The 24,250-nt window shown below is 63.2% G+C and carries 20 protein-coding genes; 9 read left to right on the top strand and 11 right to left on the bottom strand.

Going from position 1 to position 24,250, the window contains the following annotated elements:
• The first annotated feature begins 207 nt into the window (after window positions 1-207).
• Complete coding sequence (locus tag L6Q21_RS18065; RefSeq protein ID WP_255696967.1) at window positions 208-342, top strand: hypothetical protein; 135 nt, start codon at window positions 208-210, stop codon at window positions 340-342.
• Here the strand turns inward: L6Q21_RS18065 and L6Q21_RS16930 are convergent.
• On the bottom strand, window positions 324-2,171 hold the full coding sequence (locus L6Q21_RS16930) for an ABCB family ABC transporter ATP-binding protein/permease (RefSeq protein ID WP_237831932.1): 1,848 nt from the start codon (window positions 2,169-2,171) through the stop codon (window positions 324-326). The two genes, L6Q21_RS18065 and L6Q21_RS16930, sit on opposite strands and share 19 nt — an antisense overlap.
• A 78-nt stretch (window positions 2,172-2,249) precedes the next feature.
• Here L6Q21_RS16930 and L6Q21_RS16925 point away from each other — a divergent pair, with 78 nt between their 5' ends.
• Window positions 2,250-2,909: an MBL fold metallo-hydrolase gene (locus L6Q21_RS16925; protein ID WP_237831931.1), complete on the top strand. Its 660-nt coding sequence runs from the start codon at window positions 2,250-2,252 to the stop codon at window positions 2,907-2,909.
• A gap of 6 nt (window positions 2,910-2,915) precedes the next feature.
• On the opposite strand, the gene ygiD is transcribed toward L6Q21_RS16925, so the two are convergent.
• The 5 genes from ygiD to rpsU form a co-directional block, all read right to left on the bottom strand.
• Window positions 2,916-3,701 carry a 4,5-DOPA-extradiol-dioxygenase gene (ygiD, locus tag L6Q21_RS16920; protein WP_237831930.1) on the bottom strand — a complete coding sequence of 262 codons (786 nt, stop codon included), beginning with the start codon at window positions 3,699-3,701 and terminating at the stop codon, window positions 2,916-2,918.
• A gap of 76 nt (window positions 3,702-3,777) precedes the next feature.
• Window positions 3,778-4,719, bottom strand: coding sequence for a hypothetical protein (locus L6Q21_RS16915; RefSeq protein ID WP_237831929.1), 942 nt, complete (start codon window positions 4,717-4,719; stop codon window positions 3,778-3,780).
• Window positions 4,720-4,771: 52 nt separating this feature from the next.
• Window positions 4,772-5,149 carry a DUF805 domain-containing protein gene (locus tag L6Q21_RS16910; protein WP_237831928.1) on the bottom strand — a complete coding sequence of 126 codons (378 nt, stop codon included), beginning with the start codon at window positions 5,147-5,149 and terminating at the stop codon, window positions 4,772-4,774.
• Window positions 5,150-5,247: 98 nt separating this feature from the next.
• Entirely contained in the window at window positions 5,248-5,766 is a 519-nt protein-coding gene (locus tag L6Q21_RS16905) for an FKBP-type peptidyl-prolyl cis-trans isomerase (RefSeq protein WP_237831927.1), read from the bottom strand.
• 15 nt (window positions 5,767-5,781) lie between these two features.
• The gene (rpsU, locus tag L6Q21_RS16900) at window positions 5,782-5,988 is read right to left on the bottom strand and encodes a 30S ribosomal protein S21 (protein WP_237831926.1); all 207 of its coding nucleotides are present in this window, start codon (window positions 5,986-5,988) and stop codon (window positions 5,782-5,784) included.
• 243 nt (window positions 5,989-6,231) lie between these two features.
• Between rpsU and L6Q21_RS16895 the strand changes: the two genes are divergently transcribed.
• From L6Q21_RS16895 to L6Q21_RS16870, 6 genes are all read left to right on the top strand, one after another.
• Window positions 6,232-6,900, top strand: coding sequence for a COQ9 family protein (locus tag L6Q21_RS16895; protein ID WP_237831925.1), 669 nt, complete (start codon window positions 6,232-6,234; stop codon window positions 6,898-6,900).
• Window positions 6,901-6,976: 76 nt separating this feature from the next.
• Window positions 6,977-7,261, top strand: a complete 285-nt coding sequence (locus L6Q21_RS16890; protein WP_237831924.1) for a FeoA family protein — start codon at window positions 6,977-6,979, stop codon at window positions 7,259-7,261.
• Window positions 7,261-9,141: a ferrous iron transporter B gene (gene feoB, locus L6Q21_RS16885; protein ID WP_237831923.1), complete on the top strand. Its 1,881-nt coding sequence runs from the start codon at window positions 7,261-7,263 to the stop codon at window positions 9,139-9,141. The genes L6Q21_RS16890 and feoB overlap by 1 nt, the downstream gene beginning before the upstream one ends.
• A 472-nt stretch (window positions 9,142-9,613) precedes the next feature.
• A complete protein-coding gene (clpB, locus tag L6Q21_RS16880) occupies window positions 9,614-12,190 on the top strand; it encodes an ATP-dependent chaperone ClpB (RefSeq protein ID WP_237831922.1) in 2,577 nt (858 codons plus the stop codon).
• A gap of 66 nt (window positions 12,191-12,256) precedes the next feature.
• A complete protein-coding gene (locus L6Q21_RS16875; RefSeq protein ID WP_237831921.1) occupies window positions 12,257-14,062 on the top strand; it encodes a putative 2OG-Fe(II) oxygenase in 1,806 nt (601 codons plus the stop codon).
• Between the two features lie 5 nt (window positions 14,063-14,067).
• The gene (locus tag L6Q21_RS16870; RefSeq protein WP_237831920.1) at window positions 14,068-15,012 is read left to right on the top strand and encodes a 2OG-Fe(II) oxygenase; all 945 of its coding nucleotides are present in this window, start codon (window positions 14,068-14,070) and stop codon (window positions 15,010-15,012) included.
• 88 nt (window positions 15,013-15,100) lie between these two features.
• On the opposite strand, the gene L6Q21_RS16865 is transcribed toward L6Q21_RS16870, so the two are convergent.
• Entirely contained in the window at window positions 15,101-18,058 is a 2,958-nt protein-coding gene (locus tag L6Q21_RS16865) for a TonB-dependent receptor domain-containing protein (protein WP_237831919.1), read from the bottom strand.
• Between the two features lie 249 nt (window positions 18,059-18,307).
• Entirely contained in the window at window positions 18,308-19,030 is a 723-nt protein-coding gene (locus L6Q21_RS16860) for a 2OG-Fe(II) oxygenase (protein WP_237831918.1), read from the bottom strand.
• Between the two features lie 140 nt (window positions 19,031-19,170).
• Between L6Q21_RS16860 and L6Q21_RS16855 the strand changes: the two genes are divergently transcribed.
• Window positions 19,171-19,824, top strand: a complete 654-nt coding sequence (locus L6Q21_RS16855) for a 2OG-Fe(II) oxygenase (RefSeq protein ID WP_237831917.1) — start codon at window positions 19,171-19,173, stop codon at window positions 19,822-19,824.
• 253 nt (window positions 19,825-20,077) lie between these two features.
• On the opposite strand, the gene L6Q21_RS16850 is transcribed toward L6Q21_RS16855, so the two are convergent.
• The 3 genes from L6Q21_RS16850 to L6Q21_RS16840 form a co-directional block, all read right to left on the bottom strand.
• Window positions 20,078-22,972, bottom strand: a complete 2,895-nt coding sequence (locus tag L6Q21_RS16850; protein WP_237831916.1) for a TonB-dependent receptor plug domain-containing protein — start codon at window positions 22,970-22,972, stop codon at window positions 20,078-20,080.
• Between the two features lie 506 nt (window positions 22,973-23,478).
• Window positions 23,479-23,697 (bottom strand): DUF2093 domain-containing protein, encoded by a 219-nt coding sequence (locus L6Q21_RS16845; protein ID WP_237831915.1) that lies wholly within the window; start codon window positions 23,695-23,697, stop codon window positions 23,479-23,481.
• Between the two features lie 10 nt (window positions 23,698-23,707).
• Window positions 23,708-24,250, bottom strand: a 543-nt coding sequence (locus L6Q21_RS16840) for an exodeoxyribonuclease VII large subunit (protein WP_272492470.1), incomplete at its 5' end; no start/stop codon positions are given.

Below are 24,250 nucleotides of genomic sequence, written 5' to 3'. Positions count from 1 at the left end.
CGTCCACCCCGGGCTTGACCGGGGTCCGGCTGCTGTTGGAGCGGCGTGCCTGAAGAAAAGCTGGACCCCGGGTCAAGCCCGGGGTGACGAAGGCTGTTTTGCTGGCCGCGCCTTCGTTACAATGCTTGACATTCACCCGCGCGCTTCCGTGCCATGATGGGCCCCTGTCGGCGCGGAGGATGGCGCCGGGTGAAGAAGGGTCGGATCATGGACGAAATCCTGTCCAACAGATGGATGTTCCTGCTGGCGGTGGCGCTCGGCTTCGTCAGCGGCTTTTCCTGGGTAGTGGCGGTCCAGCCGCTGATGCACGGCCGCTCGCCCGCCTACGCCAGCGCCGACTGAGCGGCGTCGAGGGCGGGGCTTTGCAGCTCTTCCGAGGCTTGCAGCGCCCATAGCTCGGCATAGGCGCCGCCGGCCGCCAGAAGTTCCGAATGCCGGCCCCGCTCGACGATTCGGCCGGCTTCCATCACCAGTATCTGGTCGGCGTCGACGATGGTCGAAAGCCGGTGGGCGATGATGAGCGTGGTGCGGCCCTTTTCCGCCATTTCCAGCGCCTCCTGAATCCCGGCCTCGGTCGCGCTGTCGAGCGCGCTCGTGGCTTCGTCTAGGATGAGGATCGGCGGGTTCTTCAGCAGCGTGCGGGCGATCGCCACCCGCTGCTTCTCTCCGCCGGACAGTTTCAGCCCGCGCTCGCCCACCTTGGTGGCATAGCCGTCCGGCAGGCTGTCGATGAAGGGGCCGATCTGCGCCGCGCGGGCCGCCGCCTCGATTTCGGCGTCGCTGGCGTTTTCCCGGCCATAGCCGATGTTGTAGCCGATCGTTTCGTTGAACAGCACCGTGTCCTGCGGGACGATGCCGATCGCCGAGCGCAGCGAGGATTGCGTGACGTCGCGGATGTCCTGCCCGTCGATCCGCACATGGCCCGCGGAGATGTCGTAGAAGCGGTAGAGGATTCGGGCGATGGTGGACTTGCCCGCGCCCGAAGGCCCGACGATCGCCGTGCGGGTGCCGGCCGGCACGGTGAAGCTGACGCCCTTCAATATCTCCCGGCGCGGCTCATAGGCGAAGCGCACATCCTCGAAACGGATTTCCCCGCCCGTCACCTGCAAGGGCGAAGCGTCGACCACGTCGGCGATTTCCGGCACGGTGTCGATCAGCCGGAACATCGCCGCCATGTCCACCAGCCCCTGGCGGATCTCGCGGTAGACCCATCCCAGCATGTCCAGCGGGCGGAAAAGCTGCGCCAGCAGCGTGTTCACCAGCACCAGGTCGCCGGGCGTCAGCCTGCCCTCGCTCCACCCCCAGACGGTGTAGGCCATGGCGCCCGCCATCAGCAGGTTGGTGATGAGGGACTGGCCGATGTTCAGCCAGGCGAGCGAAGTCTCGATCCGGGTGGTGGAGTGCGCCAGCCGTGCCGCCGCATCGCCATAGCGGCGCGTCTCGCGCGCCTCGGCGTTGAAATATTTGATCGTCTCATAGTTCAGCAGGCTGTCGACGGCGCGCTGGGTGGCGCGCTGGTCGTCTTCCGTCCAGCCCTGCCGCAGCGACACGCGCCATTCCGTCACCTGCCGGGTGAAGACGACATAGGCGACCACCATCACCAACGTCGCCATCACCAGGCCGGGGCCGAACTTCAGCCAGAAGATCACCCCCACCGCGCCCAGCTCCAGGAAGGTGGGGGCGATGTTGAACAGCAGGAAGTAGAGCATGGTGTCTATGGACTTGGTGCCGCGCTCGACGATGCGGGTGAGGGCGCCGGTCTTGCGCTCCAGGTGGAAGCGCAGCGACAGCCGGTGCAGGTGCCCGAACACATCGACCGCCAGCCGGCGCGAGGCATCCTGCCCCACGGCTTCGAAGATGGCGTTCCGGAGATTGTCGAACAGCACACCGCCGAAGCGGGCGCCGGCATAGGCCACCACCAGCGCCACGATCACCAGCACGCCCTCGCTGGCGGAGCCGCTCATCGCGTCGATCGCCGCCTTGTAGGCGAATGGCATCATCAGCGTGATCGCCTTCGCCAGCGCCACCATGATCATGGCCACCACCAGCCGCGCGCGCAGCTCCGGGGCGTTCCGGGGCCAGAGATAGGGCAGGAAGCGCTTCAGCGTCGAGAAACCCGGCTCGCGGGCGGGTTCCTGGCTGTCTTCGGGAAGGGGGGCGGACGGGTTCACGCGCTGTCATGTGGCATCGCCACCCCCCTGCTGCAATAAGCCGTTGCAGCCGGCCGCGCCAATCGCCACATGTCGGCCATGGCCAGCACCCCCCCGATGAAGGCGGTGATCATCCCCGTCACGCCGCTGCAGCAGAATTGCACCCTGATCTGGTGCACGCGAACGATGAAGGGCGCCTTCACCGATCCGGGCGGCGATCTCGACCATCTGCTGAAGGTGGCGGGGGAAAATGGCGTGGAGATCGAGAAGCTGCTGGTGACGCACGGCCATATCGACCATTGCGGGCTGACCGGCGTGCTGGCCGGGCGGCTGGGCGTGCCGATCGAAGGCCCGCACCCGGACGACAAATTCTGGATCGACATGAACCCGCAAGTCGGCGCGCAATATGGCGTGGCCGGCGCCACCGCCTTCACGCCCGACCGCTGGCTGCACGACGGCGACAAGGTGACGGTCGGCGACCTGACGCTGGATGTCTATCATTGCCCCGGCCACACCCCGGGGCATGTGATCTTCCATCACCCGCCGTCGAACCTCGCCATCGTTGGCGATGTGCTGTTCCAGGGGTCGGTCGGGCGCACGGATTTCCCCAAGGGCGATTTCCAGCAACTGGTGCGCTCGATCACGTCCCGTCTGTGGCCGCTGGGCAACCAGACGGCCTTCGTGCCGGGCCATGGCCCCATCAGCACCTTCGGCCGCGAGCGGCAGTCGAACCCGTTCGTGGGGGATGCGGTGCTGTAGGGCGGCTCAGGCGGTTAGCCCCAGCGCATAGCTGGTCATCGACAGCGAGCCCATGGTGCAGCTTTCGAACATCACTTCCGGCCGGCCTTCCTCGGCGGCGGCGAGGCCGGCGAGGCTCAGCATCGGGATGAAATGGTCTGGCGTCGGCACGGCGTTCGCATAGTCGGGGTGCGCCATCGACTTCAGCACCTCGCCGGGGCTTTCCTGCATCAGCCGCGCCACCTCTTCGTCGAACCGGTGCGCCCAGGGGGCGCCCGAGTCGGGCTTCTGCCAGTCCAGCAGGCGCAGGTTGTGGACGACGTTGCCGCTGCCCACGATCAGGATTCCCTTTTCCCGGAGCGGCGCGAGGCGGGCCGCCAGTTCCAGGTGATGCTCCAGGGGCTTCGTCGCGTCGATCGACAATTGCACCACCGGCACATCGGCCTTGGGGAACAGATGCGCGAGCACGCTCCAGGTGCCGTGGTCGAGGCCCCATTGGCCGCCGTCCAGCGCCACTTGCGTCGGCTTGGCGATCTCCGCCACTTCGCCCGCCACGTCCGGCGCGCCGGGGGCGGGATATTGGAAGGCGAACAGTTCCGGCGGGAAACCGCGAAAGTCGTGGATGGTGCGCGGGCTGGGCATCGCCGTGACGGCGGTGGTGCCGATATACCAATGGGCGGAGACCACCAGCAGCGCGCGCGGAGCGGGCAGGCGTTGCCCCAGCGCCCGCCAGCCTTCCGTCCAGCGGTTCTGTTCCAGCGTGTTCATCGGGCTTCCGTGGCCGATGAAAAGGGCGGGCATCTTTTCGGTCATGCCTCAGAAAGTGGCCTCGGGCTTTCCCGTTCGCAATGGAAATGACCGGAAATGATCCTTGCAGAATTTTCAGGGATCAATTGCCGGCCGGGAATTGGCAGGTGAGGATCCAGGCCTTGCCGGGGCGGTCCATTTCCACCTGCCCGCAATGGTCGAGCACGTCGCGGCCGATCAGCATCCAGGGCGCGCGCTTTTCCTTGCGCTCGCTCTTCGCCGTCACCACGATGGCGTCCTCGTCATCGTCATCGTCCCCGGCGATGCCGGCCGCGGCGCGGGCGTCCAGTTCCCGCGCCCGATCGCGGGTGATGCGGGCGGCGGGCGAGATCAGCGGAATCCCTTGCATTCTGGCGCCAGCCACCGGCTCCAGCAGTTCCACCGGCAATTGCAGGGCCGGCACCGGCGACCAGAGCGCCACCCGCCCCGTGCGGCGGACCAGGCCGTTCGCCGCCAGTATCTCGGCCGCGCCTGCGTTCAGCACGCTCGCCTCGCTGGTGAAATCGAAGATGACGCGCACGGTCTCGCCGCCGACGCGCCATTTCACATGCGCCTCGCCGCCGCCGGCGCGGGCGAGGCGATGGCTTTGCCCGCCCGAAGGCGCGCGCGGATTGGCGATCCGCACCCGCTCGGCATCGAAGGCCATCACCGAGACGACCCCAGCCTCGGGCGCCGGCACCACATCCTTGTCGATCCAGATGGTGGGGATTTTCTGCGACCCCGTGCCGCCGGTGTCGACGTTCAGCAGATTGCCGCGGATGATCGCCTCTCCGCCGGGCACCTGCGGGTTGTTCACCTTGAACTTGCCGATGAGCGGGAAAGGCTTCAGCTTCAGGCGCCGGGCCGGCTCGAGGTTCAGCACCAGCGCCTTGTCGAACCCCAGGCTGACGCGGACCGGCAGGCTGCCATGCTTCATCGCCACCGTCGTCAGCGGCACCGGGTCCGCCGTCAGCTCCACCAGCGGCGCCGGCTTCGCCATCAGCGGGCCGGCGGCGAACAGGCACAAAAGCAGAAACCCGCGCATGCCTCCACCATGGCCCGGATTCGGCCCGCCCTGCAAGTTCAGGCGAGTGGATTCAGGCGAGTGGATCGGGGCCGAAACGGTTGGAGCCAGCCGTTCCCCGCAACAGCAGGAAGATCAGCAGCACGATGCCGCCGACGACCGGAACGAAGGTGAGGAGATACCACCAGCCGCTCTTGTCCGTATCGTGCAGGCGGCGGATCGCGGCTGCCAGCGACGGAAGGAACAGCGCCAGCAGGCCGACGACGGAAAGCCATGGCACGGCGGAAGGATTGGCGGGATCATAGCCCAGAAGCGCCATGTCGACGACGGCCGTCGCCGTCAGCACCAGCAGGAAGAACAGGTAGAACCACCAATATTCCGAGCGCGAGGCGCGGCCACGGAAGGTCGCATATTTCGCCAGACACGTCTGGATTGCTTCACCGAACCCCATTGGAACCCCCATTTCCGAAAACAGAACGGCGGCCAAGGTGCGCCTTGCACCCGGCCGCCGTCAATAGGACGGGGTTTTCCGCAGTTTACTGGCGCAGGTTACTGGCGAGGTGCGATCGCCAGTAGTTCCACGTCGAACACCAGAACCGCGTTCGGGGGGATCACCCCGCCGGCGCCGGAGGCGCCATAGCCCAGTTCCGGCGGAATGGTGAAGCGCGCCTTGCCGCCGGGGCGCATCAGTTGCAGCCCTTCGGTCCAGCCCGGGATCACGTCGCCCACGCCGAACGCCGCCGGCTGGCCGCGCTGGTAGCTGGAATCGAAGACGGTGCCATCGGCCAGGCGGCCTTCATAATGCACCAGAACCGTATCCGTGGCGGTGGGGGTGGGGCCTTCGCCGGCCGCCAGCATTTCCACCTGCAGGCCGCTTGCCGTCGTCTTCACGCCGGGCTTCTCCTTGTTCGAGACGAGGAAGGCGTTGGCCTCCTTCGCCGGGGCCCGGAGCGGAGAGGTGCCCGCCAGCGCCAGGCTGACGGCGCCGGTCGCCAGCACGAGGCCGGCCACGATCCATTTGCCAAAGCCGTAGCTTTGCCCGCTATCCGCGGCGCTCTCTTCCGCCATTGCCGGGCCGGTCTCTTAGCGCTGGCCGTCGCGCTCGGCGCGCTTGCGGTCCAGCTTGCGGGCGCGGCGGACGGCGGCGGCCTTTTCCCGGGCGCGCTTTTCCGACGGCTTCTCATAGTGGCGGCGCAGTTTCATCTCGCGGTAGACGCCTTCGCGCTGGAGCTTCTTCTTGAGCGCCCGCAGCGCCTGGTCGACATTGTTGTCGCGAACGATGATCTGCATAAAAGGATCAGCACCTTCCCGAAAATTGAAAACCGAAAACCTGTGACTCCGCCCGATGTTCCAACTGCGGAATCGGGCGATTGAAGCCTTTCGCCCGATATGCGCGCAAAACTTCACGGATGCCCGAAAAGAATCACGTTCGCCGCCGGGCTCCGGCGTCGCTGGCGCGCCCATAGCAAAACGGGGGGATGGCGGCAAGCTGTCGCCTTCCAAGCGCCCGCGAAAGCGCCTACATGGGCGGATATGGTTGACAGCAAGCTGCAAGAGCTGACGCTCGACGAACTCCGCCCGCTTCTCGTGGAGGCGATGCTGCCGCATGTGCCCTTCGACGGCTGGAGCCGCAGCGCGGCCGAAGCCGCCGCCACCGAACTGGGGCTCTCGTCCGCTATCGCCGGGATCGCCTTTCCCGGCGGCCCGGCCGAAATGGTGGAAGCCTATATCAGGTGGGCGGACAGCCGGATGGCCGCCGCGCTCGACAACCCCGACTATCGCGCGCGCAAGGTCCGTGAAAAAGTGACGCAGGCGATTCGCACCCGGCTGGAGCAGGCCGCGCCGCACCGGGAAGCCGTCCGCCGCGCCACCACCTTGCTGGCGCTTCCCGGCAACGCGCCGCGCGCCGCGCGCCTGGGCTGGCGCACCGCCGACGCCATCTGGCGGGCGGCGGGCGACATCTCCACCGATTTCAACCATTATTCCAAGCGGGCGCTGGCGGCGGCCGTCTACGCCTCGACCCTGCTCTTCTGGCTGAACGACGACAGCGAGGATTTCGCCGAGACCTGGGCCTTTCTCGACCGCCGCATCGGCAATGTGATGCAGATCGAAAAGGCCAAGGCGCGCTTCCGGCTTCCCGGCGACGGCGAACGGCTGAGCCCGGCCCGCTTCCTCGGCCGGCTGCGCTACCCGGTGAACTGAAGGCTTTCCGGCGGGAATATTTCAGCAACGTAGCGGGAAGCTTGCAATCGCCGATCCTAATGATAGTCGGTCGCAAGTGACCAACCTGGATTCCCCTTTCGCGCCGGCCGGCCCGGCAAAGCCCCCCATCACGCTCGACCGCTTGCCGATCGGCACGCCGGCGCGCGTCACGGGCTTTGCCGCGCTCGATCCGGGCATGGCCGACCGTCTGGTGGAAATGGGCTTCGACGAAGGGGCGGAAGTGGAAATCCTGCACGCCGCGCCGCTGGGAGGCGACCCGATCGCCGTGCGCGTCGATGGCACGACCGTGGCGCTGCGCGTGGCGCTGGCGGCCAGCATTCTTCTGGAGGATATGAACTGATGGCGGACGTTGCGACGAAGCCGGCGGCCCCGGCCACGCAGCGCGCGCCTCTGGTGGCGCTGGTGGGCCACCCCAATGCCGGGAAGACGAGCCTTTTCAACGCCCTTTCCGGCGCCCGGCAGAAGGTGGGGAACTATCCGGGCGTCACCGTCGAGCGCAAGACGGCGGAAGTGCTGCTGCCGTCGGGCGCGAAAGCCGAACTGATCGACCTGCCCGGCGCCTATGGGCTGGTGCCCCGCTCGCTCGACGAGACGGTGACGCGCGACACGCTGCTGGGGAAACAACCGGGCGAGCGCCTGCCCGACGCCGTGCTGCTCGTGACCGACGCCACCAATCTTTCCGCCCATCTGCGGCTGGCGCTGGACGTGCTGCGGCTGGGCATCCCCGCCGTCATGGCCCTGAACCGGATGGACATGGCGACGCGCGACGGCCTCGTGCTGGACAGCGCCGAGCTTGCGCGCCAACTGGGCATCCCGGTCGTCGAGACCGTCGCCGTCCGCAAGCGCGGCATCGCCTCGCTGCTGGAATGCCTGGAGGCGCAACTGGCGACGAAGCCGGCGCCGGTCGCCGCATTCGCTCCCGCGCCGCCGCGCGAACTGGGCCGCGAGGCGCGGCGGATCACCCGCGCCGTCACCCGCATCGAGGGCGAGCGCCGGCGCGCCACCCGCGCCGCCGACCGGATATTGCTGCACCCGGTGGCCGGCCCGATCATCCTCGCCGCCCTGCTCTTCTTCATGTTCCAGGCGGTGTTCAGCTGGGCGGAAGCGCCGATGGGCTGGATCGAGGAGTTGATCGCCTGGCTGCAGGGGCATGTGACAGCATGGTTGCCCGAGGGCTTCGTGCGCTCCTTCCTGAACGACGGCATATTGGCGGGCGTCGGCTCGGTGATCGTCTTCCTGCCGCAGATCCTGATCCTGTTCACCTTCATCCTGATCCTCGAAGGCTCGGGCTACATGGTCCGCGCCGCCTTCCTGATGGACCGGCTGATGGCCTCGGTCGGCCTGAACGGCTCGGCCTTCATCCCGCTGCTGTCGTCCTTCGCCTGCGCCATTCCCGGAATCATGGCGACCCGAACCATCCCCGACGCCCGCGATCGGCTGACCACCATCCTGATCGCGCCGCTGATGACCTGCTCGGCGCGGCTGCCGGTCTACGCCGTCATCATCGCCGCCTTCATCCCGGCCGAAAAGCTCTGGGGGCTGGTCGGCCTGCAGGGGCTGGTGCTGTTCATCCTCTACATCGCCGGGATCCTCGGCGCGATGGCCGCCGCCCTGTTCCTGCGCCGCACCGTCACCAAAGGCCCGAAGCCGACCTTCCTGATGGAGATGCCCGCCTATCAGCTTCCGGTGCTGCGCGACATCCTCGTCGGCCTGTGGCTGCGCGCCGGCGCCTTCCTGAAGCGCGCGGGCACCATCATCATGGGCGTCACCATCGCGCTGTGGCTGCTGGCGAGCTACCCCGCGCCGCCCGCCGACGCCGATCGCCCGGCGGTGGAATATTCGATCGCCGGCCGCATCGGCCACGCCATCGAGCCGCTGGTGCGCCCGATCGGCTTCAACCACGAGATCGCCATGTCGCTGCTGCCCGCCATGGCCGCGCGCGAGGTGGCGGTCGCCGCGCTCGCCACCATCTATTCGCTGGATGCCGACGACGAGGACACGACCGGCCTCGTCGACCGCCTGCGCGGAAGCTGGCCGCTGCCCACCGCGCTCGCCTTCCTCGCCTGGTTCGTGTTCGCGCCGCAGTGCCTGTCGACGCTGGCGGTGGTGCGGCGGGAAACCGGCGGCTGGAAATGGCCGCTGTTCATGTTCGGCTATCTGATGGTCATGGCCTATGCGGCGGCCGGGGTTACCTACTGGGCGGCGAAGGCGCTGCTTTAGCCTCCGGCGGGGAGGGCTCCGCCCTCCACCCGGCAGGGGCGTGACGCCCCTGCACCCCCGGTTCTCGGGGTGTGGCGATGAGGTCGGGCTTCGGGAGGGGGGATAGCCTGCGGCGCTTTACTGCCCAGCGATGCAGACAACCGAAGACGTCCATGTGCGCGGGTTGTTGACTGGCCGGTTTCAATTACTCGTCACCCCGGGCTTGACCCGGGGTCCAGCTGGCTATTTCCGCCACTTGGCGGCTGACAAAGCTGGACCCCGGGTCAAGCCCGGGGTGACGGGGTGGGCGCCAGGCTGAAGATAGGGGGTGTGGGGAAGCATGCCCTTGTCTTGCCCGCCCGCCCTCCCCAACTTGCCCTGCGTCAAGGCGCCCTCCGCCGGGACAATTCACTTATGCTGTCGATTAATTCGGACCGACCCCTTCTGTTGTAAAATTGCAACACTACATTGGGGGAAAGGAGTAACAGCGGGAATGAACATCGAGAAATTCACCGATCGCGCGAAGGGCTTCCTGCAGGCGGCGCAGACGATCGCGCTGCGTGAGCAGCACCAGCGCGTGACCTCGGCGCATCTGCTGAAGGCCCTGCTGGACGACGAGCAGGGCATGGCGGCCAATCTGATCTCGGCCGCCGGCGGCCAGCCGCAAGTGGCGCGCGTGGCGGTCGATTCCACCGTGCAGGGCATGCCGCGCGTGTCCGGCAGCGGCGCGCAATTGCAGTGGGACCAGGACGTGGCCCGGCTGCTGGACCAGGCCGAGCAGATCGCCGCCAAGGCAGGCGACAGCTATGTGACCGTGGAGCGGCTGCTGCTGGCCCTGACGCTGGCGCCCGATACCGATGCCGGCCGGGCGCTGAAGGAGGCCGGCGTCACGGCGCAGGCGCTGAACGCCGCCATCGAGCAGTTGCGCAAAGGGCGCGGCGCGCATTCTGCTTCCGCCGAGGACAGCTATGACGCGCTGAAGAAATATGGCCGCGACCTGACGCAGGCGGCGCGCGACGGCAAGCTCGACCCGGTGATCGGCCGCGACGAGGAAATCCGCCGCACCATCCAGGTGCTGGCGCGGCGCACCAAGAACAACCCGGTGCTGATCGGCGAGCCGGGCGTCGGCAAGACGGCGATCGCCGAAGGGCTGGCGCTGCGGATCGCCAATGGCGACGTGCCGGAGAATCTGAAGACCAAGGCGCTCTGGGCGCTGGATATGGGAGCGCTGATCGCCGGCGCTAAATATCGCGGCGAGTTCGAGGAGCGGCTGAAGGCCGTGGTCGACGAGGTGAAGGCGGCCGAAGGGCAGGTGATCCTGTTCATCGACGAGATGCACACGCTGGTGGGCGCGGGAAAGTCGGAAGGGGCGATGGACGCCTCCAACCTGCTGAAGCCGGCGCTGTCCCGCGGCGAGATGCATGTGATCGGCGCCACCACGCTGGACGAGTATCGCAAGCATGTGGAGAAGGACGCGGCGCTGGAGCGGCGCTTCCAGCCGGTGTTCGTGGGCGAGCCGACGGTGGAGGACACCATCTCCATCCTGCGCGGCCTGAAGGAGAAATATGAGCTGCACCATGGCGTGCGGATCACCGACGGCGCGCTGGTGTCCGCCGCGACGCTTTCCAACCGCTATATCTCCGACCGCTTCCTGCCCGACAAGGCCATCGACCTGATGGACGAGGCCGCCTCGCGGCTGCGCATGGAGGTGGAATCCAAGCCCGAGGAGATCGAGGCGCTGGACCGCCGCATCGTGCAGTTGAAGATCGAGCGCGAGGCGCTGAAGAAGGAAAACGACCAGGCGTCGAAGGACCGGCTGCATGCGCTGGAAGAGGAACTGGCGCGGCTGGAATCCGAGGCGGGCGAACTCACGACCCGCTGGGAAGCCGAGAAGGAGAAGCTGGCCGGCGCCACGCGGATCAAGGAGCAGTTGGATCAGGCGCGGATCGAAGTGGAGCAGGCACAGCGTGGTGGCAATTTCGCCCGCGCCGGCGAACTGACCTATGGCGTGATTCCCGATCTAGAGTCGAAGCTGGCGGAGGCGGAAAAGGCTTCCAGCAGCGCCATGGTGCGCGAGGAAGTGACCGCCGAGGACATCGCCTCGGTCGTTTCCCGCTGGACCGGGATTCCGGTCGCGCGGATGATGGAGGGCGAGCGCGAGAAGCTGCTGCACATGGAAGAAGAGCTGGGCAAGCGGGTGATCGGCCAGGCCGACGCCGTCGCCGCCGTTTCCAAGGCGGTGCGCCGCGCGCGCGCCGGCCTGCAGGACCCGAACCGGCCGCTGGGCAGCTTCCTGTTCCTGGGGCCGACGGGCGTTGGCAAGACGGAACTGACCAAGTCTCTGGCCGACTTCCTGTTCGACTCGTCGGACGCGATGGTGCGGATCGACATGTCGGAATTCATGGAAAAGCATTCCGTCGCGCGGCTGATCGGCGCGCCTCCGGGCTATGTCGGTTACGACGAAGGTGGGGTGCTGACCGAGGCGGTTCGCCGCCGGCCCTACCAGGTGGTGTTGTTCGACGAGGTGGAGAAAGCCCATCCGGACGTGTTCAATGTGCTGCTGCAGGTGCTGGACGACGGCCGGTTGACGGACGGTCAGGGCCGCACGGTGGACTTTTCCAACACGCTGATCGTGCTGACTTCGAACCTGGGCTCGCAGTTCATCGCTTCCCTGCCGGACGGCGCGGATGTGAAGCAGGCCGAGGGCGAGGTGATGGAAGTGGTGCGTTCCCACTTCCGGCCCGAATTCCTGAACCGGCTGGACGAGATCATCCTGTTCCACCGCCTTGGCCCGGAACATATGGGGGCGATCGTCGACATCCAGGTGGACCATGTCAGGAAGCTGCTGAGGGACCGCAAGATCGAGCTGGAACTGACGGACGGCGCCCGGCAATGGCTGGCGCGCGTGGGCTATGACCCGGTTTACGGCGCCCGGCCGCTGAAGCGGGCGATCAGCCGGCATCTGGTGGACCCGCTGGCGGAAAAGCTGCTGGCCGGTGAAGTGCCGGATGGGTCGACGGTGAAGGTGGAGGATGGCGACGGGGAGTTGAGGCTTCAGGTTCGCGCCTAGTTGAATGAAGGTCGGTTTCGCAAGGAACCGACCTTTGCAGTTGCCGCCGGCTGGACATGGCGCGGCATGAGCGGCATCGTCACCACTATTGTGACAATGGATATCAACAGTCTTTTCTCCCGCGCCGAACAGGCCTTTGTCGCGAAAAATTACGAAGCAGCCCGGGCCGATCTTTCCATATTGCTGGTGAAGGTCCGCGATCACCCCACCTTGCTGCAACTGGCGGCACTGGTCGAGAAAGCCTGTGGCAATTTCCAACAGGCGCGTCTCTATTTCGAGCGCGCACTTCTCCTGTCACCAACTGATCCACAGCTTCTGACAAATCATGCCAACCTGCTCCATGCGAATGGAGAGAAGGAGGCCGCGCTGGCCGGTTACAAGCGCGCCCTTGCGTTGAAACCGGATTTTTCCCCTGCCCAGACCGCCTATGTCAGCCTTCTGCGCGAGACGGGTCGCTGGGAAGACGCCCTCACCGAGCTTGGCGAGATGCTGTCGGCGCAGCCGGAGAGCCCCGCCCTTCATATCACGCATGGCGCGACGCTGCTGGATCTCGGCCGCCCCGCAGAAGCCGCGCTCGCATTTGACCGCGCGCTGGCGCTGGCCCCGGACCGTCCGGCCGCGCTGCATGGGCGAGCCCGCGCGGCCCTTCTGCTGTGTGAAGAGGAAGCGGTTGCCCATTATGCCCGCGTCCGCGCTTTCCTGCCGAATGATCCGGACATCATCCTGGGGGATGCACAGGCCAGGGCGCAGGCAGGTGACCCCCATGCGCTCGACGCACTGGAGCATGCCGTCGCTGCACGACCGGATTGGATCGAGGGGCATAGAGAATTGGCCCTGATGCGCTTCGAAGCCGGTCATCAGGACAATTTCGCAGCCCATTTTGCCCACTCCATTGCGAAGCGACCGGATGATATGGCGCTTTTTCAGGCATGGTGGCTGACACTCTATCGCGGCAATCGGCATGAGGAGGCACGCGAAGTGGCCCAGCGGATGCTCGATCGCTTCGGCGACAAAGATGAGGCCAATGTTCCCCTCGCCCTGTCGATGGTGGACACGCGCACACCGGAGCAGGCGCTCCATCTGTTGGGCCCATCCCCTGAAAGCCCGCAGGCGAGGCTTGCTCTTGGTCGGGCTGCCCTTGCGGCAATGGAGCCGGAATTCGCCGCCTCGGCCCTGGAGGCAATTGTCACCAGCCAGCCTGAGAATATCGGGGCCTGGGCGCTGCTGGATTTGGCATGGCGGATCCTGGACGATCCGCGCCATCAATGGCTGAGTGGAAGGCCACATCTTTACGGCACGACCGACATAGATCTGGGCGCGGACGAACTGGTCGCCCTGGCCGAACGCTTGAGAGGCTTGCATCGCAGCCGCTCCCATCCGATCGGGCAATCCCTTCGCGGAGGCACCCAGACCCGAGGCCGCCTGTTCGATCGGGACGAGCCAATTCTCAACCGGCTTTTCGAGGCGTTGACGGCTGCGGTCGAACGGCATCGCGCAGCCCTTCCGCCCGAAGACCAAACCCATCCATTGCTCCGCTATCGCAATGCCGGCTTGTCCATTGGCGGCGCATGGTCCGTCAGGCTGTCCGGGTCAGGCTTTCATGTAAGTCATATACATCCGGAAGGTATATTGAGTTCCGCCTGCTATGTTGCGCTCCCTCCGGGCTTCGGCTCGACCGCCGACAAGGAGGGCTGGCTTGAACTGGGGCGCCCTCCGTCCGAATTGGGCCTCGATCTCCAGCCGCTGGCGACGATCGAGCCGAGTGTGGGCCGCCTTGCGTTGTTCCCTTCTTATCTCTTCCATGGAACGCGACCCTTCCGCGAAGGCGAACGGTTGACCGTGGCTTTCGACATAGCTTGCGCTAAAGCCTGAAAGCCATGGGCACGGATGCATTGGAAACGGCGCGCCACCTGTTTGCCTCTGGGCGAACGCAAGACGCCATTCGCTGGGTGGAGAAATGCGCAGATGCGGGCGATGTGAACGCCTTGTGCGCGCTCGCACATTGGCGGCTGTTCGGCTTGTATGGCAGTCGCGATGAGGCGGCGGCGCATATCTATCTCGATCGTGCTTTGGAGCGAGGGGCCGAGGATGCCGCCCGATTGAAGGTAGCGCTGCTGTCCAGCGGCCGAGGTTGCGTCCGTGATGAGAAGGGCGCGGCCGAGTTACTGAGGCTGCATTTGTCCGGTGACGAGTTGGCGATGGCACAACTCTCCGCATGGGAAGAACTTCGAGACTGGAAGGCGCCTGAACCAGCGCAATGCCTGGCTGAAGGCCAACAACTGTTTCTGCTTGCGAATATGTTGACCGAGCAGGGATGTCGGTATCTCCAGCAATTGGCGAAACCACGGCTGCGGCCATCATTCGTTATCGACCCAAAAAGCGGCCAGCGGCGCCCCGACAGCATCCGAACATCCAATAGTGCGAGTCTGGGCCCCGACACCGAAGATCTGCTGGTCAGCTTGCTGAACGACAGGATCGCCGCTGCTTCAGGTACATCCCGCGACCAGGGGGAACCGCTTCACATCCTGCGTTATCAGGGATCTCAAGAGTATCGCCTGCATTCGGATGTTTTGCCTCAAGCAAGCAATCAGCGAATCTGGACGGTTATTGTTTATCTGAATGACGACTATGAAGCAGGCGAAACCGCTTTTCCGGCTCTGAACCTGAAACTGAAGGGAAAACGCGGAGACGCCCTGTTATTCCGCAATATCGATGGGAAGGGAAAAGCCGACAGCATGATGCGGCACGCCGGGCTTCCGCCTGAAAATGGGGAGAAATGGGTTGCTACGCGCTGGATTCGGGCTGCGCCATTGACCATCTAGGATAAATCCAGATGCCCTGGCGCTATAGTAGATAAAAAAAATGGGCAGAGAGCGAGTAGCTCTCTGCCCATTCCTCGACATTGGAAAATTAGAACCTCAGGCGAGCCGAAATGAAGAAGTCTCGTCCGAGCACGTCGTAAGTGCTCGGATAGGTGTTTGCCTGTTCCTGCATCGCACCCAAAACTTCCGGCATCTTGTTGAAGAGATTATTCACACCTGCAGTCAGCGTCAAATACTGGTCGACATCAGCCGAGAAGGTGAAGTCGAAATAGTTGACTGCACCGACACGCGCGTTCGGCAGCAAGGCAGGGTCGGCACCGACACGATCAAGACCACTGAAGGTGTTCTTGATACGCGAATCCTCGATCGGACCGAAGTAGCGCCACCGCACAGAGAGCGTCCCGAAGGAGTCCGCCAGCGCCAGACGCGCGGTGTGCCGCCAGCGCGGAAGCGGGTTTGTCGAGACGGAACCCTCAGCGATCGTCTCCCGTTCCGGGATGGATGCCACAGGTATGCTGCGGAACTTGTCAAGATAGGTACCAAGGAAGAAGAAGTTCAGACGAGACTCTTCCTTGCCGAACAGCGAAAAGCCCAGCGGGAGCGTGTAATCGACTTGAGTGTCGATACCGCTCGTCGTGAGTTTGCCGATGTTCGCCGATAGAATGAGCGGATTTCCGCCGCCCGAAGTCGCACCCAGCGCGCCGGTCGTCGCGTTGCGCTTGCCGACAAACGGAGCGCAAACCGGATGGCTGAGATCCTCTACCACCGTGTAGCACAGGCTGAGGGCACTGTTCAGCCCGCCACCGAACTGAGAGATGGTATCCTTCACGGTAATGTTGAAATAATCCACCGTGATGTTCAGGCCGGGAGCGAAGCGCGGCTGGATGACAGCGCCCACTGTCCAGGTGTCGGAGGTTTCCTCCTTCAGGTCCGGGTTGCCGCCGAAAACGCCTTGGATCTGCGCATTCGGCTGCACGGCCCGGGTGAAGACATTGGCAGCCGGCACGCCGGAATCGAGGCAAAGCTGACGCAGTGTGTCTGTCCTGGACGCTGGTGTGCCACGGTCCGAACAGGGATCGGTCGCAGCTGGGAAGCCGACGGACTGGCCGCCGAACAGATCTTCGACGTTCGGGGCCCGCACTGCGCGCTGATATTGACCACGGAATCCAATATCGCGGATCGGTGCGAATTCGACACCGGCCGCATAAGTCCAGACACCACCCACACTTTCGAGCGAGTAGTCGGAGTAACGAGCAGCACCATTCAGTTCGAGGCGATGGACAATGCCTTCGGAAATAATTGGAATGCGAAGTTCTCCGAAGATTTCCGTAGCGTTGTAACTACCCGATGTCGGCTGACCGGCATTGAAGCCAACCACATCACCCGAAGCGAGATAGGTGTCAGGCGAATAGCTCGCGCCCATTTCACGATATTCCGCACCGATAGCGAAGCCGAGATCGTCAGCGCCCAGCCCAAGGTTCCCGAATGTCCCGCTGATTACCCCGACAGCATTCTTGAGGCTGGACTCCTCAAGATTGGTAGAGTTGATCGTAACATATTTGATCGCAGCGGGATCAGCGAGGCCAAGGCCGAACACGTTGATCGGAACGCAGCCGGCAGAACGAGCGGCAGCGTCACGACAGCGCAGTTGCCCGTCCGGCCCGAATTCCGAACTCAGCGCGGCAAGATAGCGGCTGACAGAGACGTTGCCCTTTTGATACTGGGTATTTTGCGTCCGGGCGTAGGAGTAGAAAGCTTCATACTGAAGATTTGACGTGATGTTGCCGCGCACGCCCCCGAGAACGCGGAAGGCATTGCGGTTCTGCAACGCATTGCGCGCGCCGGACTGGTTGAAGCGATACCCCACCGTCGTCGTCACATACCCGTCGCCATCGGTATCCAGAGCCGCAAGCGCCGCTTGGGTGCCTGCATCGAAAAACGGGCTGTTCACTTGGAGGGCCGCGTTCACACCGGCCGGCGTGGGCGCCAATTCCTGGTTCACATGGTTATTGACGAAGCTCAACTCTGTGAACAGCTCATGCCCAGGCGAGAACTCATAGCTGGCATATCCGCCAATCAGGTAACGTTCCTGCGGCAGTTGAAGATAGTTATCCGGAGCATAATTGTAGAGATCTTCCGGGTTGAGGAAAGGGCGAGTGCCGCCGCCGCTCGGATTGAAGATCAGGCCGTTGCCGCCGCCCACAGACGGAAGCGTTGCGATCGGGGTAGAGCCGGATCCCTGAGGACTCAGGCCGATCTCGCCGCCGCGCGAAACGCAAGTTCCGGTCGAGCCGCCAAGGTTGATGCCAAGGCCCGTAGAGGGGTTGGTGCTACCCGCTATGATGCAGCCATCACCTGCCGCCGTGCGCGAGAAGTTGCGCGCGCCTTGGAAGATCGGTTCCCGCTTCGTGTAGTTGGCATAAAGCGCGATATGGCCATTGCCATCGGCGAACTTGGTGCCGAAACCGAGGTCGACCGACAGACGCGGGCCATCGCCTTCCCCAGTGATCGAATAGGTCGCCCCGGCGATCACGCCTTCCAGATCCTTGCGAAGACGGAAGTTCACCACGCCCGCCACGGCGTCCGAACCATAAACGGCTGATGCACCGCCGGTCACGACGTCCACGCCTTCCAGCATGAACTGCGGAATGGTGTTGAGGTCGACGATCTGGCTGGTGTTGTAGAACATCCAGCGGCGGCCATTCACCAGCACCAGTGTGCGCGTGGTGCCAAGGTTACGCAGGTTTACAGTCACCGCACCGTTGCCGGGGTTGTTGGAGTTGCCTGTAAACCCAGGCAACACTTGCGGCAGAGTGTTCAACACCTGCTCGACGTTGACGGCGCCTGACATTTGGAATTCTTCTTGACCGACAACCGTCACAGGGCTGACGGACGCCAAGTCGGTACGCTGGATGCGCGAACCGGTGACTATGATTTCTTGGGGTGCATCGGCCTCGGCCGTCGTCTGCGCCAAAGCAGGCATCGCACCAACACCCACGCCCACAATGAGCGTAGACGCCAGAAGGCGCGCTTTTCTCTTCATCATTGTTCAAACCCCTTTCAACACATTCGTGCTTGTTTAGCGGTAATCGGCCGCCACACAGGCGCCAGCCCGCGTGACAGAGCCGCCTGGCTCAGCCCCATTCAGGGTCTGTTCAGTCCATCCAAGCTGACTGTGGATATTGTGCAGAGGCAGCATGCACGCCGCAACGGCAAACCCTCACCCTCCAGAGCGTGGATGTAAATTAGACCCAGCATGTGACAATTCCGTCACACGCGCGACACCATTCTGCCTTCAGCCGGATGTACGCAGCCAACCAGTGATCGAATAGCGCCGATATGCGGCCGCGCGCGTCACTTCCGACACACTATGTTGTTGCGGCACAGCAAACAGATTTATCGTGTTCAGTTCGGGCGCGACCCCTTCGATCTGCCCGGAACCATGGTGGAACAACAGAAGCCCGCCCCATTCCACCCGCCACCCTGGCGTGAGTCCCAGCACATAAGCGGCCAGTCGGTTCTTGCCTGCCACACCATCGTCGTGCGCAGTCAGGAAATCGCCAGGCGCGTAGGCAGTCGCCTGGGCATCGGCGAAGTGAACAGACTCATTGCCGAGAATTTCACAGGCGAACTCGCGCCCCTCTCCAAAAGACATCCATTCGGCGAACCTGGCCAGCGGATCGACGCTTTGTTCGCGCACCTTGGGGTCATCCGGGACGCGAATCGTCTCATATCGGTACTGAAAGCCTGCACGCGCTCCGCGGTAGACTGCTTGGTCGAGTGCCTCCCGTTGCTGCGCACTCATGGACTGGAGGGTGGCGCGATCCAGTTCGAACAATTTGGACCCGCTGTTCACGACATGCACCCAATCCTGTCTCTGCCGGAGATGGCGGTAGAGTAGCGCTGGAGCATCGCCATCTAGAAAATCTGTGACTCGTACCCTTCCCCGATTCTGGAATGTCTCTCTCAAAGCGCACAAATTCAGCGCCGGGTTGATCTTGAGCTTCAGAGTTTCCATTCTGCCCTTCCCGCACGCATCCGAAGAAAGATTCCTTTTTGGCCCCGTCTCCGGTTCCCAAGTCACCACTTCATCTTCTTGCGCTTAACGGCGAGCTTGATCGGGCACAACTTGCCGCAGCATTCGCACGGAGCGGACGCGTGCAGGTTCGCAATGTCCTGCAGCGGGATTCGGCGATCGAACTGCGATCGATACTGGCATCAGCAACACCTTGGGGGTTGGCGTGGCAAGCAGGAGAGGACGGTCCGAAAGCGTTGCGCGCGGAAGAGGTTGCGCAACTTCCAATTGCCGAGCGCCAACATATGGGCCGGGCGGTTTCCACCGAAGCCGCCAATGGCGGATATGCTTTCACTTTTGCACGTTATCCTATCCTGGATGCCTATCTCGGCCGCTGGAGCCCCGATTCAGCGCATGATATCCTGCTGGAGCACATCAACGACGAGCCATTTCTTGACCTCGTGCGATCTGTCACGGGCTTCCATGATCTGGTAAAAGCAGATGCGCAGGCAACTGTATTCGCACCCACACATTTCCTTGGGCTGCACAGCGACAGCCATGTGATGGAAGGCTGGAAGGTCGCTTATGTTCTCAGTCTGGGCCCTGACGAATGGAAGCCGGATTGGGGAGGATATCTGAATTTCTTCGACGAGGATGGAGATATTGTCCAAGGGTTCAAGCCGAGATTCAACAGTCTGAACCTCTTCGCGGTGCCGCAACTACATAATGTCGGCTATGTACCGCCTTTCGCGCCATTTGGACGCTTTTCGATCACCGGCTGGTTTCGGACAATCTAACGGATTGTACAACGCAATGCGGCATTATAGAATATCATAGCCGGCATATCCAAAGCCAGGAAATCTACCTGCAACATTTAGCGGCTTCCATGAAGTAACCATCCGGTCACTCTCATGCTGAGTTTGGCTTGGTTATTGAATCGCGTAAACTTCCTCGCACTAATACATTGGAAGCGCCTTCAGACGGTCGAAAACAAGAAGGGGCGGCGCCTTTCGGCACCGCCCCTTCCCAATATCGGTTCAAGCGATTTGCTTAGAACTTCATGTTAACTCCAGCATAGAAACGGCGACCGAAGGGGTCGTAAACGTCTGCAGCTGTTTCCGTACCAGTCGGCGAGGCACCGAACGGCGTTCCAGGCAAGAACGGCGGCTTAGTATTGAACAGATTATCGACACCAAAGTAAAGGCCGAACTTCTTTTCTTGACCCACATCGAAGCGAAGCTGGATATCATGATAGAAGCGCGCCTTGATACGGTTCATTTCATCAAGGGTCAGCTTATCTCCATAGACTGTTTCATCGCCGATGTAGTCAACATCACCAACAGCCTTGCTGAGATACGTGACCTGCCAATTGAAGGAAACGGGTCCAGTCGAATAGTTGGTACGGATCGTGAATTTATCCTGCGAGTAACCAACTTCTCCCGCCAGATCTTCCACGGGTGCGACCGCATTGGCTTGCGTCCTGAAATGGATCAGGTGAGTGTAGTTGCCCGAGATGTCCAGACGATCACCTTGAAGCAGACCAATACCGGAAGTGAAGCGGAAGCCAAGATCAATGCCTCGGGTGCTGATGTCGGAAACGTTGATGAGCTGGTCATCCACCTGCGTAACGAAGCCTGTGTTTCCACTCCGGGTCACATTCTGACAGAATTCTTCAAGGCCTGTCAGAAGGCACTGTTCGATCGACAAGTTCCGACCGACAGTCGAGATCGCATCCTCGACCCGGATATCGAAATAATCGACCGTAAGGCTAAGGCCCGGCACTCGAGCAGGCTGGAATACCGCACCAAGAGTCAGGGTTTTTGCAGTTTCCTCAGCGAGATCGGGATTGCCGCCGATGAAGCCGTTGATGCCCTGCAGGTCAGCCAGCGTATATTGGAAAGTACCGTTGCTGGCGATGGCCGCCGCGATCGCCGGGATGGCGCGGCAGGCGCTGTCCACGGCATTGTTGCGGGTGGCGGTCACGCCGTTGCAGGGGTCCGTAACGGCAGCGAACGTCTCGGATGGCGCGGAGGCGAATTCCGAAATGTTCGGCGCCCGGTTGGCGACGGCATATGTCCCGCGCAGGCTGAGGCCACGAACCGGCGACCAGTTGCCATTCACGTTCCAGCTCACCACTCCGCCGACCGTGCCCTGGCTGTATTCGGAATAGCGCAGTGCGGCACCGACGCCCAGATAATGGAAGAAGGGCTTTTCCCGGAGAAGCGGAACGTCCACTTCCCCGAAGACTTCCCAGACATCGAAATCACCGATGGTGTCGGGAATCTCGTTGCCCGAGTTGCCGCCGGTGTTGGTCAGGATATCGAGGTCGTCGATGCTCTTTTCCGAGCGATATTCAGCACCGATCGCTACATTGACATCGCCTGCGGGCAGGGTGATCAGCGAGCCGGTGACGGCACCAGAGAAAACATATTGTTCCTGGGTAATCATCTGCGACTTGGGCACGACGGCCTGCACATAGGCGGAAGCCTCTGGGCTGGCGGTGCCATAGCCGAAGAGGTTGATAGGAACACAGCCTTCGGCGCGGGCCGCTTCGCTGCGACAGACGATCTGGCCGTTTTCCACAATGCTATCCAAGGCGTTGCGGTAGCGGTTGTTGTCGATATCCTCGCTGGAGGTGAAGTCCTTGAAGTGACCATAAACGAAGCTCGTCTCAAACCGCCAACGGTCGGTGATGTCGCCCGTCAGACCCGTCGCGACGCGCCAAGTGTCACGCTTGTTGTGGTTGGAACGATCGAACACTTCATTCTGGCGACGGCGGAAGTCGATCGCCGTGACCTGATTTTCTGGATTGGCCAAGTTCCACGCGTTGACCTGATCCAGTACCGCTTGCGGGATATAAGCGTTGGTGATCGGTATGCCGCCGGTCGCATAAATGTCGGGCGTCGACAGGGCGAGCGCCTCAATCTGCGAGCCGGAGCGAACGCGCGAATAGGTGATTTCCGCGAAAGCCTGGATATTATCCGTCAGGTCATAGTTGAGGATCGAACTGACGAGATAGCGTTCGACAGGCACCGAGATGCGGCGCACCGCGTTGCGGTTGAAACCTGCACCATAACCGGTGAGCAGATTATTGTCCTCGTCGAACGAGAAACGGGGCTGACCATTGAAGGCGTTGACGAAAGCGCCGTTGGAGTTGATCAGGCCGAAATTACCCTGCGCCGCGTAGCTACTGTAGGCGTCGGGGCCGCAGATGTCGAAATAGCAGTCTTCCGCCGAGATCGAACGATCCCGCGAAAGCAATCCCTCATCCTTATCGTAGGAGAAGTTGAAGATGACCGAACCGCGCTGGTCGGCGCCGAAACTGGTACCGCCGGTCAGGCTCACGAAGTGCCGCGGGTTGTCACCCTTCTGGGTGAGGTTGGTCTGCGCACGAACGGAGAACCCCTCGAACTTTTCCTTAAGGACGAAATTCACCACGCCTGCGATGGCTTCCGAACCATAAATGGCCGAGGCGCCACCCGTGACGACTTCGACCCGCTCGACGAAGTCGGTCGGGATGTTATTGAGATCGACTGCGGAAGATCCCGCGATGCCGGAAATGAAGCGGCGACCGTTGACAAGGACGAGTGTGCGGTTGGAGCCGAGGTTACGCAGGTTGACGGTAGCCACGCCGTTGGAGCCCGTCAGGAAGTTGGAGTTAGTACGGCTAGTGCCAATACCGACTTGCGGCATTTCCTGCAGCGTATCCTGAATGTTGACGGCAGCATCTCGCTCAAGCACATCCGCGCCGAGCACCGCGATCGGCGCGGAAGACTCAAGCTCTGGGCGTGCAAGACGCGAACCGGTGATCACGATAGTTTCGTAGTCGCCTTCAACGGCCGTCTCCGTGGCAGTCTGGGCGAAAACGGGCGAGGTAGCAATCGTTGCCAGGATTGTCGCACCAAGCAAGCGCGCCAGAAAGGCATCCGAGGTATTAGAGGTCATTACCAGTCCTTCTTACGGATGAATTTTATTCATCTCTACCAAGATACTGATAGAATGAACCTGATGCTCATCGAACCGCAAGAGGAGATGGCCGCCCTTGCCACAGGATCGTAAAGAGTGTCGCCATTCTGCAACACTGATCTGGCTGTAAAAAACTGTCACTCATTATGTTAGCGATTGAACACTCCACCGGCCAGCCATTTTATGTGTAGTGCTATCTGATTAAAAAAATGCACTGATGTCAACCTATTAGAATAAATTTTCTGTCTTTCGGCGGCTCCATGTAGTGTACTTGTCCGTTTCTCTATTTTGCCCGGCAGGCTGGCCAGTGCCTGCCCCGGCCAGGAACAACAGCACTTTATTTCATGTCAGACCTCCCAGAGATTCTGCCACGGCAGGCCAAACCGCCACATCAGTGTCCTTTGCAAAACACCGATATCAGGTTCCCATGGCTGCCGGTTGCAACGCGCACCACAAACAGCGGCGAGCCTTCTGTTAGCTTTCAGTCAGATCAATCCCTCCTTGCGTGCCTCCGCATAGCGGGCGCCGGCGACTTCGGCCGAGGCATAGGCTTCCTGCAGCTCGTGGCTCCAGTAGCGGAGCTGGTCGAGCGGGATATTGCGGCCGGTCACGGCGCAAAGCACATGGTCGCCGTCCGACACGCGCTTGAAGCTGCCGGAAAGGTAGCGGAGCTTGGCCTGACGACCGGCGGCGAAGTTCAGCATGATGGCTCCTTCAGAACAGCTGCCCCTGCCCGGCCGGGGGCGATCCGCCTGAAGGGCCGGGCCGGCGCGGGGCAGGTGCAATGGGCGGCGGCCGGTCGGCCGGGGTGACGCCCAGCTCTCCGTCCGCGAAGACAAGGGTAAGATGGGGTTCGGGCGCCGCCTGGTCCAGCCTTCGGGCGAACTCCCCGTCCGGCCGGCGGACCAGCGCGAAGCCCCGCGCCAGCACGGCTTGCGGGGAAAGCCCCTCGGCCAGCCGGAAACCGGATTCCAGCGCGGCGCGGGCGTGGGCGATGCGGGCGCGGATCAGCGCCGGATTGGGGGTGACGCGCGGCGCGTCCAGCCTCGCCCGCTCGCGGGTGACGCGCTGCTGCAGAAGCCTTGGGGTCAGCCGCTCCGCCATCGCTTGCAACCGGGTTCGCAACAGGCGGGCGCGGCCGGCCAGCGCCCGGGGCAGCCGTTCGCCCGCTTCGTCCAGCCGTTGCCGGGCGAGCCCGGCCAGCGTCGCCGGGCGCGGCAGCCGGGCGGCCGTCGCCGCCAGGCGCTCGCCGCGCAG

Origin of the sequence: Sandaracinobacteroides sayramensis (genome assembly GCF_022014495.1) — a bacterium.
Classification (GTDB): Bacteria; Pseudomonadota; Alphaproteobacteria; order Sphingomonadales; family Sphingomonadaceae; genus Sandaracinobacteroides; species Sandaracinobacteroides sayramense.
The sequence above is the reverse complement of the archived record's forward strand: the minus strand, read 5'-3'. Positions and strand labels throughout refer to the sequence as shown.